The organism is Methylophilus sp., from assembly GCF_008015755.1.
Taxonomy (GTDB): domain Bacteria; phylum Pseudomonadota; class Gammaproteobacteria; order Burkholderiales; family Methylophilaceae; genus Methylophilus.
Window position 1 is genome coordinate 96,379 of record NZ_SSGF01000007.1, and the last position, 14,022, is coordinate 110,400.

Here is a 14,022-nt window from a genome sequence, read left to right on the forward strand (position 1 = left end):
GATTGCAACAGGCCGATTTTAAAACAAAACCATGCCTAAACAGGAGGTTGTGCTGTGCGTAAAAGCTAAAAAGACCTGAAAATCAGGTCTTTTTTACAATTCTGCACAATTACTCGACCCGCTTCCAGGTTTGTGAGCGCCCGAGCAGCGAGAAGCCAATAAAACCACGCACCTCAAGTGCATTGCCATTGGCGCTCAGCGTCATTTTGCATTTGTAGGTTTTGCCGTTTTCAGGGTCCAGAATCTCGCCGCCATCATACACATGGTTGTCAGCACTGGGCTTTAAATGCCTGGCGATGGTCATGCCGATAATTTTCTGGCCTTTACGTTCGTCCGTACATTTGTCACAGACCGCATCGCCGGTGTCTGAAGCTAGCAAGCCTTTTTCTACAATCGCGCTATATTCGCCTGCGTTTTCAACAATGCGCACCAACGATCTCGGTTTGCCGGTTTTGTCGTCTGTGGTTTGCCACAGGCCGCCGAGGTCTGCCGCCTGTAGTGTATAGGGCAGCATGCATAACGCAGTGACTAGCAGTGACTTGATAAATGGCATGGTCAATCTCCTTTAGTGGTTAAACAGCAGGAACAAACTTGCACATTGTAGCAATACCAGCACGATGATGGCGGTGGTCGCCCATTTTTGCCAGGTGGCTTGCTGGTGCTGGGCGTTGAGCAGGTTGTCTATGCGGCTTTGCTGTTTACCCAGCTCGGTCTGATTGCGCAGATATTGCTCAAACAGGCGTGGCATATCTGCCGCATGCGTCAGGATATAAGGTAATTCGCGCTTGGCAGATTTGAGCAGACTGCGCCAGCCGATCTGCTCGCTCATCCAGCGTTTAAGGAACGGTTTAGCGCTTTGCCATAAATCAATATTGGGGTCGAGTTCGCGCCCCAGGCCCTCAATATTGAGCAGCGTTTTTTGCAGCATCACCAGCTGCGGCTGGATATTCACCCCAAAGCGGCGCGACATTTGAAACAGGCTGAGTAAGGTGCGGCCAAACGAAATATCTTTAAGCGGTTTTTCAAAGATCGGTTCGCAAATGGCGCGGACGGCGGTTTCCAGCGCCTCGACGTTGGTGTCTGCAGGCACCCAGCCAGATTCTATGTGTGCCACAGCGACATCACGGTAATCGCGGTTAAAAAACGCCAGGAAGTTGCGTGCCAGATAGTATTGGTCAGTGGCTGACAGGCTACCCATGATGCCAAAATCAAGCGCGATAAATTTGCCCTTGTCTGGGCCTTGAGTCACGACCTGGATATTGCCCGGGTGCATATCGGCATGAAAAAAACCATCGCGGAATACTTGCGTGAAGAAGATTTCTACGCCTTCGTGTGCCAGTTTGGTCAGGTTGATGCCGTGCGCCATCAGCGCCGCAGTGTCGCGCACAGGCAGGCCAAACATGCGCTGCATGGTCATGACGTGTTTATGCGAGTAATCCCAGTAAACGCTAGGCACCAGCAAGCTGCGATCGCTGAAATTGCGGCCCAGTTGCGCGCATTGTGCGGCTTCCAGAGTAAGGTCTAGCTCATGCTCGGTGTGGCGCGCAAATTCATCGACCATTTCGTCAGGTTTCAGGCGGCGGCCTTCAGCAGACAGTTTTTTAACCCACCAGGCCAGTGTGCGCAGCAGGGCGATGTCACGGTGAATAATGGCGGCAATGCCGGGGCGCAACACTTTCACCGCTACTTGTTCGCCACTATGCAGTTTGGCAAAGTGCACTTGGGCCACTGAGGCGCTGGCAACCGGCGTCGTATTAAATTCTGTGTACACGGTACTCAAAGGCGCGGCGAATGCCTCTTCAATAATAGCCTCTACCTGTGCGTAGGGGAATGGTGGCACCTGGTCTTGCAGTTTTGTGAGTTCGTCGGCAACGTCTGTTGGCAGTAAATCGCGGCGTGTTGACAGCATTTGACCGAATTTAACGAAAATGGGCCCTAGTTTTTCTAGTGCCAAGCGTAAACGTACGGCGCGTTTTTCAGGCGCATGACGCCAAAACAACAGAGTATTCAGCAGGCGAGAACTAATATTGGGGCGGTCTTCGCGGACAAAGAAAACATCCAGGCGATACCAGATCAACACACCGATAATATGAAAAAAACGTAACCAATGCATTGTTACTGACTTTCTGCAGGGAGGGTGGCTGCGAGCAGCTTGTCGACGCGCTGCTGCAGGCGGTCGGTGTCTTCGCGTAATTGGTCAACAGACTGGTTGAATTGTTCAACGCGGGTTTTTTTGGCAATGATGGGTTGCTCTTCTTGCCAGTATTCCACCAGCATCTCGCCCAGGTTTTTGGCCTGGCTCTGCCAGCGTTGTAATTTTTCCTGGCTTATCTGTACCACCTGATACGCGGCGATATCGCCGACAACTTTACTCAAGTCGTCTTCGATATCCCAGCGCACGGCAGACAGTATTTTGCCGACCGCCATGCCAAGCGCGGCATCGCCGTCAATTTTAATCAGGCTGTGCGCCAGCGGGTCCTGGCGTAGCAATCGCATGGCCAGGCTGGGTGGCATGTGTATGGTGGCATCGGCCTGTGCCGACTCCCCAGCGACGGCCAGCTCGCCATTATTTAAGATGGTGAGTGTGGTCTGAGAAACTTTAAAGTCTATACACACATTTTTGTGTGCATAAGGCTCTAGCAGCGGCGCGGTCCAGCTGTTTTGCTGCATTAAGTGCTGCAGGACAAATTGAATTAATGGCTTAAACATGTGCTTAGATCTTGATGCCTTTGTGCAAGGCCACGACGCCCGCGGTCAGATTGTAATAATCCACTTTGCCAAACCCTGCCTCGTGCATCATCTGTTTCAGGGTTTCCTGGTCTGGGTGCATGCGGATGCTTTCTGCCAGGTAGCGGTAACTAGGTTCGTCGTTGGCGATCCATTTGCCAAACTTGGGCAGCAGTTTAAATGAGTAGGTGTCGTAGAGCTTTTCCAGTGGTTGCCAGACTTTTGAGAATTCCAGCACCAGCAAGCGGCCACCCGGTTTGAGCACACGATGCATTTCACGCAGCGCAACGTCTTTATGGGTCATGTTGCGCAGACCAAAGGCGACAATGACACAGTTAAATGTTTCGTCGGCAAACGGCAGCACTTCTGCATTGCATTGTGTTGCCGGAATACTGAGCCCGGCATCGATCATGCGGTCACGGCCCACGCCCAGCATCGAGGCATTAATGTCGGTGAGAATCACCGTGCCCGGATTCACCGCCGCTTGCGTGCCGACTTTTTTGGCAAACAGGCGTGACAAGTCACCGCTACCACCGGCAATATCCAGCACTTTGTCGCCCTGGCCAACGCCACTCACATCGACTGCAAAGCGTTTCCATAAGCGGTGCATGCCTGCGGACATGACGTCGTTCATGATGTCGTACTTTTGTGCGACCGAATGAAAGACCTCGCCCACTTTTTTCTGTTTGTCGTTTTCGGCGACGGTGTCAAAGCCAAAGTGGGTGGTTTTTGCCTGATCAGTGTTTTGCTGCATGTGTCGGTTCCTTGCGGGTGTGGCCAGCCATGGCTAGTTTAGCGATGTAGTCTTGCCACAAGCTTTCATAATGTTGCGCCAGATAATACAAATAATCCCATGAATAAAGGCCGGTATCATGACCATCGTCAAAAATGAGTTTGATTGCATAGCGACCAACCGGTTCAATGTCTGCAATATTGACATTCTCTTTATCCAGTTGCAGGACCTCTTGCCCGGCGCCATGTCCACGCACTTCGGCCGAGGGCGAATACACGCGCAAAAACTCGCAAGACAGCATACATTCTGTGTGATTATCGAAATGTATTTCGAGCAAGTGTGAGGCCTGATGCAGTTGTATCAGGGTCGGGGTCGGGCAATCGGGATGTAGACCGCTCATAACATTGAAGAAAGTGGTGAATGGAGTCGTTAACTTTAATTATGTGCATGATAGCAGATGCATGGTGGCCACGCATGGCTACTGATTGTTGTATCTTAGGGTTGATAATTCATTTTATTTATGAATTAATGGCTATACCTACATGATTTATTTGAACTTTTATCTTTTCATGATAGATTACTAAAAAAACAAACCATCATGAATAGGTCACCCTACAATACTTAAGCAGGTCCTATGGAAAATAACAGACTGGCACAACAATTTGATTTATACACGCGATGGCGTCAATCGATTGCTGATGTCTTGGGGGAGTATCGGCGCTGGTTGGCCGATAAACAGCTCAGCGATGTGCAAATAGAAGAGCGGATACAGCAGCAACTTAACCGTTTGCGTGAGGACAAGTTAAACGTGGCATTTGTCGCCGAGTTTTCGCGTGGCAAATCCGAGCTCATTAACGCGATTTTCTTTTCTGGTTACGGTCATCGTTTGCTGCCATCCGGTGCAGGCCGCACCACCATGTGCCCGACCGAGCTGCGTTATGACACCGGCAAGCCGGTCAGTTTGTCTTTATTGCCCATAGAAACCAGCACCCACCAGATCTCCATCAGCGACTATCGCCGCATGCCACAAGCCTGGTCTGCGGTCGAGTTTGATGCCCATTCCCGCGAAAGCATGGTTGAAGCGTTTAAAGAGGTCAGCCGTACCCGCCGCGTCACAGTCGATGAAGCGCAATCGTTGGGTCTCTATAATCCAGACCAGCCCGATGATGCCATGTTGATTGGCATGGATGGCCTGCTTGAAATTCCGTGCTGGCGCTATGCCGTGATTAATTTCCCCCATCCTTTGCTCAAGCAAGGGCTGGTGATTTTGGACACCCCGGGTTTAAACGCAATCGGGGCCGAGCCAGAGTTGACCATGAGCATGTTGCCAAATGCCCATGCCGTGTTGTTTATTCTGGGTGCCGATACCGGCGTCACTAAATCCGAGATGGAAGTCTGGCGCCGTTATATCAGTGGTGCGCGCTGGAAGCAAAAAGGCCGTATGGCCGTGCTGAACAAGATTGACGGCTTGTGGGACCCTCTCAAAACCGATGATGAAGTGGAAACCGAACTCTATCGCCAGTTACAAAATACGGCTGAATTATTAGGCTTGCCGCGCGAGCAGATTTTACCGACCTCGGCACAAAAAGGCTTGCTGGCCAAAGTGAAGGGCGACCAGCAGTTGCTGCATAAGAGCCGTTTGCTACAACTGGAAAAAAACCTGTCTGATGAGCTGATCCCGGCCAAGCAGGAAATTGTGCGCGAAAGCATACAGGGCGAAATTGAAGACATGATGCATCAAACGCGCACCACGCTGGAGACGCGTTTGCAAAGTGTGCTCGATCAGGCCGATGAATTGCGATGCCTGCAAGGCAAAAATGAAGACGTGATTGCGCAGATGATGCGCAAGGTCAAGCAGGACAAGGTGAACTTTGAAGTCGGCTTGCAACGTTACCAGGCCTTACGCAGTGTATTTTCGGTGCAGTCTAATCAGGTGTTCCATCATTTGGGCCTGCCAGCGCTCAAGAGCAAAGTGCGCGAAACCCGCGATACCATGATGAAAGCCGCATTTACCAAAACCATGCGGCAAGCCATGGATGACTTTTTTAGTGATCTCAAGCGCCGGATGATGGATGCCGATGTGCATGTGCATGAAATCAAAAAAATGATGGAAGCCATGTACGAGAAGTTCTCCAAAGAACATGGTCTGGTGCAAAAAACACCGCCGCCATTTTCTACTTCACGCTATTTAAAAGCGCTCAATAAATTGGAAGCCATTTACCGCGACCAGTTTAATACCACCTTCAACATGATTGCCCACGAAAAGCTGACGCTGACCAGTAAGTTTTTTGAAACGCTGGCCAGTCATGTGATTCTCGAATACGAAGCGGCTAACCGCGATACCGAAAGCTGGCTCAAAGCGGTGATTGCGCCGATGGAAAGCCAGATGCGTGAGCATCACGTGCAACTCAAGCGCCGCGTGGAAAGTATCAAGCGTATCTATCAGGCCACTGATACCTTAGAAGAGCGCATCGCAGATTTGGAACAGGTAGAGTTGTCGATACGCCAGCAACTGGCTGATCTGGACCAGCTGAATGGCAAAGCCATGTTTGCCTTAGCGCATGAAGAAGTGATCGTTCGAGCGGCTTAAGAATAGCAGTGATTGAAATAGCTGCCATGAAAACAAAAACGGGAGCATCTGCTCCCGTTTTTGTTATTTGCTTTCCAGCATATAGGTTTTGATTTTTTGCATCGCCTTCTGCTCAATCTGGCGGATACGTTCTGCTGACACATTAAACTCAGCAGCCAGTTCATGCAGCGTGGAAGCATTGCCTTCGGTCAACCAGCGCGCTTGCAGCACGCGGCGGCTACGCTCATCCAGTTGTTGCAACGCCATGCTCAAGCCTTCGGTTTGCAAATGCTCGTTTTGCAGGTTTTCCAGCAAGGTCGATGGCTCAGGGCCTTCATCTTCCAAAAACGCAATCGGGCTGTACACCTCTTCGCCGTCATCATCCACTTGTGCGTCCAGCGAAATCTCCTGACCGTTCAAGCGGTATTCCATTTCGGACACTTCTTCCGGTTTCACGTTCAGCTCGGTGGCAATGCGTTGCACGTCGTCCTGGCTCAGCGTTTCAAAGCCTTGTTTCATGCTACGCAAATTAAAGAATAATTTACGTTGTGCTTTGGTGGTCGCAGTTTTCACCAGACGCCAGTTACGCACAATGTATTCATGAATCTCGGCTTTAATCCAATGCATGGCAAATGAGACCAGGCGTACGCCACGGTCAGGGTCAAAGCGTTTCACCGCTTTCATCAAGCCAATATTGCCTTCCTGAATCAGGTCAGACTGTGGCAAACCATAACCGCTATAGCCACGGGCAATGCTGGCAACCAACCGCAGGTGCGACACAATTAGCGCGCGCGCAGCCTCCAGGTCACCACTTTGTTTCAACTCAGTCGCATAGCTGTACTCTTCTTCAGCCGTGAGCACAGGAAACTGCTTGATGGTACGCAGATAATGATCCAGGCTGTCAGCCGATGCAATGACAGGTAATGTTAACGCCTTGATAATAAAATCCTTATTGAAAGAAGATGTATGGAAATCATTTTAGCACTCAAAGCTTGAGAGTGCTAGCCCATTTAAAAGTTCAACGCAATTGAGGTCAATCCTTTGGTATTCGCGCGCATCATATCGGCAAGACCGCACTATTTAGGGTGTGGTTTGGGAAAGGGGTTTGGAATAATCGGCGGGTATTCGTAAGGTGGGCTTGAAATACTACTGGTTGTATTTGCCAGTGGGTGGTTCAAAAAAAAATGCTGCAAAGTCTTGTGTTCCTTGTTACACAAGCGACTGAATAAGATTTCTCTACGCGCATGTTCATTAAAGCGCAGGCGCAGCAATCAACCACTATTCAATCATTTGTGTCATTTAAATCTGACTGAGATGCCAGTTCTGGCCTGACATTGTCTCGGGCAATACATTAACAGCAGTCACTGACGGAATGCTTACATCTTTTAAAAAACACTGATAGCCTGCCTTGCAGATTTCCTGCCCGCGTGAAGGCAGGAAAATTCGATTTAGTCACGTCCGCGACCACGACCATTCCCTGGACCATGTCCATTGCCATGGCCGTGACCATGGTCGTCATGCCAATGACCGTGATCGTGGTGGTCATGGTCATATCTGCCTCCAGGCCCACCGCCGTAAGCGTTATACCGTGGTGCATAGACATTTTGATACCAGCTATCCTGCACAAAATAGACCTGGCGGCCGCAGGCACCATATTGACCACAGTAGCGGCCCCATTTTTTCATGTGGCCGGGCGGCACGCGCAAATACATCGGTGGTTGCACCACGGCCACGGGTGGCGGCTGGATAATCACTGGTTGTGGATAGATCACTTGTGGCGCAGGGTAGGGGTTGCCCAGCACAATTTGTCCATAAAATCCCGGTTGACCGACGCTCACGGCCACACCCACATCTCCTGCGAAGGCCGTGACTGCACTAACCATTAATACGGCACCCATCGCTAATTTTTTCATCATTTTTCATCCCTCTTAATAAGGCGTATTTGCCTGTCGATACGCATTAAATTTCACGCGTATGCGCATCTTAAAAAGTTGGACAATTTGATGACAGTCTCATGATTCTGATAGTCCTGTCAGAAAGCGCTGACGATGATGCGCGCTTCAAATCATCGTCTGGCGACCACTTATTTTAGATTGCGAATCGCCATCCAGCCGAGATCGTGCATGCAGGCCACAAACGCGCGTTTGTAGGTTTGCGTTTTGTAATCCGGTAAATAGTCCGGTCCCAGTTTTTTCTCACAAGTGCCTTGATCCTGTTTGAGCTGATTCGGGAAGGCGCCCATTTTCCACCACGAGTTAATCGAATATTGCACATCCGGGCCATCGTTGGCAGTTGAGTGGCTGGCTGTCGTTGCCGCTTCTGCAACAGCAACTGGCACGGCTGGCTGCTTGGCCGACTCCACTGTTTGTGAGGCTGGTTGTGGTGTTTTCGCAACAGCGGCGGCAACCGGTTTTTGCGGCGTCTCCGTCGATAACTCTATAAAAGGACTGGGCTTGGCCTGGCTGGCCTGTTTGTTATCCGTGACTTCTATGGTCGCGAATAAGGGGTCAAAGGCATCGACCGTGGGTTTTTGCCAGCCATGTTCAGCCAGACACTTGGTCAACTGGTCACCGCTGCCGCGGCAGGCCTGGTGCGCGCGGTCTATGTCTTGCTGCGAGCCGCCGCGCTTATAAGAAACCTCGCCGCAGCCTGCTAATACAGTGGTGAATAGGATGTAAGTTAAAAGACGCATTGCGAGCCCTGTTCTCAATTTGTTATGTGCAGTCTAGCGGTGTTTACCCACCGTCGCCACTACGCAAATTGACGTATTTGTCCTACATGCCCGGCTCGTTAAGCTGAGCGCAAGTTTTGATTAACTGTGTTGGTTTGAATTTAACGAGAAAGGGAGTTTTTGATGATGAACTTGAAAAAATGTGCTTTGCATACAGCAGTAGCAATGGCTTGCGGCTTGGGTGCACAAATGGCAAATGCCGGTGCCACGATTACTTTTGGTGAAGACAAGTATATCAGTGCTGGCTTCGGTTTTATTGGAGGCTATTCATCAGTCGAGGATGCCGCTGCCAACGGCAAGGATCGTTCTAACGACTTTTCTTTAGACAGTGCGCGTATTTACTTGTCTGGCTCGTTCAACAAATACATCAAGGGTATGTTGAACACAGAGAAAAACATTGCTGCACCAGGTGGCGGAAGCAGTGACACCATTCAAGTGATTGATGCCAACGTACAGTTCCAGTTAACACCAGAAGTGGCTATCTGGGCGGGGCGCTTTCTGTCCCCAAGTGATCGCGCCAACTTGGCCGGCCCTTACTACTCAATGGGTGGTGGCTACTGGAGCGGCATTGCTTCACGTTATGGCTTTAACGGTGGTGTGATTGGCCGTGATGAGGGTGTAGCGGTGGTGAGTAGCTTCCTGGAAGACCATCTGGCTGTGTCCTTCGGTGCGTTTGAAGGCGATAACATCTTCCGCTTGAGCGGTGTGGGTGCGCAATCAGAAACGGCAGGCACTAAAGACAAATTGATGTATGCAGGCCGTGTGCAATATAACTTCTGGGACGCAGAACCAGGCTATTACGGCACAGGTAGCTACTTTGGTGCCAAAGACATTCTGGCCATTGGTGTGGCTGGGCGTGTGAAAAAAGATGGTGTGGTGAGCGGCTTGGGCGCGGTGGGCGATTACAGCTCTTACAGCGTGGACTTCTTGTTAGAGAAAAAAGATGTCGGTCCTGGCACCTTCTCTACTGAAGCGGCTTACTACTACTACGACACTGACAACGCCATTTTGGGTGAACAAGGTAAAGCCTATTCAGCTGCTGTGGCCTATTTGTTCCAGGACGAAATCGGCTGGGGCAAATTCAAGCCGTTTATCCGTTATCAAAAGTTTGACGCAGATGGTGTAACGACAGCGACCTCAAACGTGCGCACCGGTGCAGATACCAAGCGTGTGGAAATTGGTACCAGCTACGTGATTGCGCCTTACAACGCCATGATTACTGCCAGCTACGGTAAGACTGACCTTTCAAACGCCTCTGATACCAACGACTTCAAAGTCGCTTTGCAGATGCAGTTCTAATCAACACCTTATAACCCTTTCTCACAAAGGAGATGAGCGTAATGAAAACAATAGTGAAATTGGATTTGGATAAAAAGCCCTGGGAGCAGGACGGTCAGATTCACAACCGTTGGCATCCTGACTTGCCGATGATTGCCATGGTCAAGCCAGGCGATGAGTTCCGCGTGGAATGTATGGACTGGACCGGTGGCCAGATTGGCAACAACGACAGCGCCAATGACATTCGTGACGTGGACCTGACCCAGGTGCACTACCTGAGTGGCCCGATTGGCGTCGAAGGCGCTGAACCGGGTGACCTGATGGTGGTGGAAATTTTGGATGTCGGCACCTTTGATGACCAGCAATGGGGCTTTAACGGCCTGTTTGCTAAAGAGAATGGCGGTGGTTTCCTGACTGACCATTTCCCTGAGGCCAGCAAATCCATCTGGGATTTTCACGGTGTCTACACCACCTCCCGCCATGTGCCAAAAGTCCGTTATGCCGGCATCATGCATCCGGGCTTGATTGGTTGTTTGCCCTCACGTGAGTTGCTGGAAAAATGGAACGAACGTGAAGCTGCGCTGATTGCTACTGACCCTGACCGCGTACCAGCGCTGGCGCTGCCGCCTGAGCCTCAATCTGCCGTGATGGGTAAATTGAGCGGTGATGCAGCTAAAAAAGCAGCGATGGAGGGCGCACGTACCGTGCCACCTCGCGACCACGGTGGTAACTGTGACATTAAGAACCTGACCAAAGGCTCCAAGATTTTCTTCCCGGTCTACGTGAAGGATGGCGGTCTCTCCATGGGTGACCTGCACTTCTCGCAAGGCGATGGCGAAATCACCTTCTGTGGCGCGATTGAGATGGCGGGTTACCTCGACATCAAGGTCAGTCTGATTAAAGAAGGTGTGAAGAAATACGGCATTAAAAACCCAATCTTCCAGCCTAGCCCGATCACACCAACTTATCGCGATTATGTGATTTTTGAAGGTATCTCGGTGGATGAAGCAGGCAAACAGCACTATTTGGACGTGCATGTAGCGTACCGCCAGGCGTGTTTGAACGCGATTGAGTATCTGAAGAAATTTGGTTACAGCGGCGAACAGGCGGTGTCTATCCTCGGCACTGCGCCGGTAGAAGGGCATATCAGCGGCATTGTTGATATCCCTAACGCCTGCGCCACCTTGTGGATCCCGACCGAAATCTTCGAGTTTGATATCCGGCCAAATGCGGATGGACCGAAGATCATGGTGCCACCGGGTGTAGATGTTTCCTTTACGTCATAAGGAGTGCGCAGATGCCTTTATACGAATATGAGTGTGACAGTTGTGGCGTGTTTACCGCGCTACGCAAAATGAGTGATTCCAGTTTGCCTGCCGAGTGTGATTGCTGCGGTGCCATCAGCCCGCGCATCCTGTCGGTGCCCAAGCTGGCCATCATGGACAAGCATCAACGGTCCGCTCATGAACGTAACGAGAAGTCTGCGCATGAACCACGAAGCGCTCGCCGGTCTAGCTGTGGTTGCACAGGGTCTCATACCTGCAAAACCACCAGCAAAGTGAATGAAGACACCGGCAAGCTGCCGATGCAGATGCAAACCAAGAAAACAGCACGTCCCTGGATGGTCGGCCATTAATTCGCCTGCCACCAGTGAAGCAACAGATTGACGTAATAATCGTATTTAATTGATTTATCCATAAAGGAGAGAAGTAATGAGTACCTTGAACAGAAGGGGTTTTATCAAAGGCGCAATGTTAGGCGCGATGATGGCAGCAGGTCTCGTTACCGGCCACGCGTTTGCTGCTGATTATCCAACGGCAAAAGTAAACACGACTGGTTTGGCAGTGACTGACACGACTGTTAAAGTTGGTATCCTGCACTCCGCCACCGGCACCATGGCGATTAGTGAAACGGGTTCTATCCAGGCTGAAAAACTGGCCATTGAGCAAATTAACGCCATGGGCGGCATTTTGGGTCGCAAGATCGAAGTCGTGCAGGAAGATGGCGCGTCTGACTGGCCAACCTTTGCTGAAAAAGCAAAAAAACTGCTAGAAAAAGACAAAGTAGCTTCTGTGATGGGATGCTGGACCTCTGCCTCACGTAAGGCCGCTTTGCCAGTGTTTGAAAAAGACAATGGCTTGCTGTTCTACCCAACGTTCTACGAAGGTCTTGAGCAATCCAAAAACGTATTCTATACCGGCCAGGAAGCCACTCAACAAATCCTGGCGGGCTTAGACTGGATCGCTAAAGAGAAAAAAGCCAAGACGTTCTACCTGATTGGTTCTGACTACATCTGGCCACGTACTTCCATGAAAATTGCCCGTAAACACATCGAGCAACATCTGGGCGGCAAAGTGGTGGGTGAAGAGTACATCGCTTTGGGCGACACACAATTTGGTTCTGTGATCAACAAAATCAAACTGAAAAAACCTGACGTGATCTACGCAGCGGTGGTGGGCGGCAGTAACGTGGCCTGGTTCAAACAATTGAACGCGGCTGGTTTGAACTCTAGCAAACAAACCATGTTGACCATCTCTGTGACCGAAGACGAGGTATTGGGCATTGGCGGTGAAAACTTAGCCGGCTTCTACTCAGCCATGAAGTACTTCCAGTCTCAGGACAATGATTCAAACAAGAAATTTGTTGAAGCATTCAAAAAACGCTGGGGTAAAGATGCTGTGATCGGCGACGTGACACAAGCGGCTTACCTGGGCCCATGGTTGTACAAAGCGGCTGTTGAGCGCGCAGGCAGCTTCGACGTAGACAAAGTACAAGCGGCATTGCCTGGCTACGAGTTCAAAGACGCACCAGAAGGCCCAGTGACGGTTGAGGCTAACCATCACCTGACGACCAAACTGCGTATTGGTCAATGGGGTAAAGATGGCCAGGCCAAAGTGGTTTATACCTCTGGCTACATCAAACCAGATCCATTTCCAAAAGGCTATCAATAAATTAGTCCTGTCGTAAAAGCTTAAGCGGTAGCCGGTGTTTGCCGGCTGCCGTTTGGCGCAAGTAGTCAACATCTAATATAGAAATTGCATTTTAAGGAGACCGATATGTTTGGTTATTCGATGGCTGAGATAGGCAATATTGTGGTGATGCAGGGCTTTTCCGGCCTGAGCATGTTTACAGTGTTGCTACTGATGGCTCTGGGTCTCGCGATTATTTTCGGGCAGATGGGGGTGATTAACATGGCCCACGGTGAGTTTATGACCATCGGTGCCTACACCACGGTGCTGATTTCCAAAGTCGCCGCGACGTATGGGTTCACCAATTATTATTTTGTGTTTGCCATTGCGATTGCCTTTGTTCTGGCGTTCGCCGTTGGTTACTTTATTGAATTCATTATGATCCGGCACCTGTACAAGCGGCCGCTGGATACCTTGCTGGCGACCTGGGGCCTGAGCCTGGTCATGCAGCAAATCTTTCGCTCCAGCTTTGGTGCCAAAGAGGTGAGTGCCGAGCTGCCGGAATGGATGCTGGGCTCGTTCCAGCCAACACCAGACATTGATATCCCGATTAACGGCGTGTTTGTGATGGTGCTGGCGGCGCTAGTGACCTTTGGCGTTTATATGTTCATGTTCAAATCACGCTGGGGCCTGCGTGTGCGTGCCACCGTGCAAAACCGCACCATGGCTGGCGCGGTGGGGATTAACACTGCCAAGGTCGACCGTGTGACCTTTGCGCTGGGTTGTGGCATTGCCGGTATCGCCGGGGCGGCCTTCACCACCATTGCGTCTACCGGCCCGACTACCGGCACCTTGTATATCGTCGACAGCTTTATGGTGGTGGTATTTGGCGGCGCAGCCAGCATCGTCGGCACCATTGCCTCGGCCTTCGGTATTGCCCAGGCGCAATCTGTATTGCAATTCTTTATGACCAGCTCGATGGGCAAGGTGTCTACTCTGCTCGTCATCGTCAGCATCCTGATGATGAAACCAGAGGGCTTGTTTGCCTCCAAACTGCGTAAATAACAGGGTTGGC

General features: G+C 50.8%; 14 protein-coding genes. 6 read left to right on the forward strand and 8 right to left on the reverse strand.

Features of this window, described 5'->3' with window-relative positions; genetic code table 11:
- Positions 1 to 109: 109 nt before the first annotated feature.
- From E6Q52_RS02980 to E6Q52_RS03000, 5 genes are read right to left on the reverse strand one after another with little or no spacing between them, the layout of a single operon-like run.
- Positions 110 to 553 carry a DUF2147 domain-containing protein gene (locus E6Q52_RS02980; protein WP_292818208.1) on the reverse strand — a complete coding sequence of 148 codons (444 nt, stop codon included), beginning with the start codon at positions 551 to 553 and terminating at the stop codon, positions 110 to 112.
- 12 nt (positions 554 to 565) lie between these two features.
- Positions 566 to 2,113, reverse strand: a complete 1,548-nt coding sequence (gene ubiB / locus E6Q52_RS02985) for a ubiquinone biosynthesis regulatory protein kinase UbiB (protein ID WP_292818211.1) — start codon at positions 2,111 to 2,113, stop codon at positions 566 to 568.
- 2 nt (positions 2,114 to 2,115) lie between these two features.
- Entirely contained in the window at positions 2,116 to 2,709 is a 594-nt protein-coding gene (locus tag E6Q52_RS02990; RefSeq protein ID WP_292818214.1) for an SCP2 sterol-binding domain-containing protein, read from the reverse strand.
- A gap of 4 nt (positions 2,710 to 2,713) precedes the next feature.
- The gene (gene ubiE, locus E6Q52_RS02995) at positions 2,714 to 3,481 is read right to left on the reverse strand and encodes a bifunctional demethylmenaquinone methyltransferase/2-methoxy-6-polyprenyl-1,4-benzoquinol methylase UbiE (protein ID WP_292818218.1); all 768 of its coding nucleotides are present in this window, start codon (positions 3,479 to 3,481) and stop codon (positions 2,714 to 2,716) included.
- Positions 3,465 to 3,860, reverse strand: coding sequence for a DUF971 domain-containing protein (locus E6Q52_RS03000; RefSeq protein WP_292818221.1), 396 nt, complete (start codon positions 3,858 to 3,860; stop codon positions 3,465 to 3,467). The genes ubiE and E6Q52_RS03000 overlap by 17 nt, the downstream gene beginning before the upstream one ends.
- A 234-nt stretch (positions 3,861 to 4,094) precedes the next feature.
- On the opposite strand from E6Q52_RS03000, the gene E6Q52_RS03005 reads away from it, so the two are divergent.
- Positions 4,095 to 6,050, forward strand: a complete 1,956-nt coding sequence (locus E6Q52_RS03005; protein ID WP_292818224.1) for a dynamin family protein — start codon at positions 4,095 to 4,097, stop codon at positions 6,048 to 6,050.
- Positions 6,051 to 6,113: 63 nt separating this feature from the next.
- Here the strand turns inward: E6Q52_RS03005 and rpoH are convergent, their stop codons facing one another.
- From rpoH to E6Q52_RS03020, 3 genes are all read right to left on the reverse strand, one after another.
- Complete coding sequence (gene rpoH, locus E6Q52_RS03010) at positions 6,114 to 6,971, reverse strand: RNA polymerase sigma factor RpoH (RefSeq protein ID WP_292818778.1); 858 nt, start codon at positions 6,969 to 6,971, stop codon at positions 6,114 to 6,116.
- Positions 6,972 to 7,477: 506 nt separating this feature from the next.
- Entirely contained in the window at positions 7,478 to 7,942 is a 465-nt protein-coding gene (locus E6Q52_RS03015; RefSeq protein ID WP_292818780.1) for a hypothetical protein, read from the reverse strand.
- A gap of 170 nt (positions 7,943 to 8,112) precedes the next feature.
- A complete protein-coding gene (locus E6Q52_RS03020) occupies positions 8,113 to 8,721 on the reverse strand; it encodes a hypothetical protein (protein WP_292818227.1) in 609 nt (202 codons plus the stop codon).
- A gap of 162 nt (positions 8,722 to 8,883) precedes the next feature.
- Between E6Q52_RS03020 and E6Q52_RS03025 the strand changes: the two genes are divergently transcribed.
- The 5 genes from E6Q52_RS03025 to urtB all read left to right on the forward strand — a co-directional run bounded on the left by E6Q52_RS03025 (position 8,884) and on the right by urtB (position 14,012).
- Positions 8,884 to 10,059 carry a porin gene (locus E6Q52_RS03025; RefSeq protein ID WP_292818230.1) on the forward strand — a complete coding sequence of 392 codons (1,176 nt, stop codon included), beginning with the start codon at positions 8,884 to 8,886 and terminating at the stop codon, positions 10,057 to 10,059.
- 41 nt (positions 10,060 to 10,100) lie between these two features.
- Positions 10,101 to 11,324, forward strand: a complete 1,224-nt coding sequence (fmdA, locus tag E6Q52_RS03030; protein ID WP_292818233.1) for a formamidase — start codon at positions 10,101 to 10,103, stop codon at positions 11,322 to 11,324.
- A gap of 11 nt (positions 11,325 to 11,335) precedes the next feature.
- Positions 11,336 to 11,674, forward strand: coding sequence for a zinc ribbon domain-containing protein (locus E6Q52_RS03035; protein WP_292818236.1), 339 nt, complete (start codon positions 11,336 to 11,338; stop codon positions 11,672 to 11,674).
- A gap of 76 nt (positions 11,675 to 11,750) precedes the next feature.
- Positions 11,751 to 12,989, forward strand: coding sequence for an urea ABC transporter substrate-binding protein (gene urtA / locus E6Q52_RS03040; RefSeq protein WP_292818239.1), 1,239 nt, complete (start codon positions 11,751 to 11,753; stop codon positions 12,987 to 12,989).
- A 105-nt stretch (positions 12,990 to 13,094) separates the two neighbouring features.
- A complete protein-coding gene (urtB, locus tag E6Q52_RS03045) occupies positions 13,095 to 14,012 on the forward strand; it encodes an urea ABC transporter permease subunit UrtB (protein WP_292818242.1) in 918 nt (305 codons plus the stop codon).
- Positions 14,013 to 14,022 lie beyond the last annotated feature (10 nt).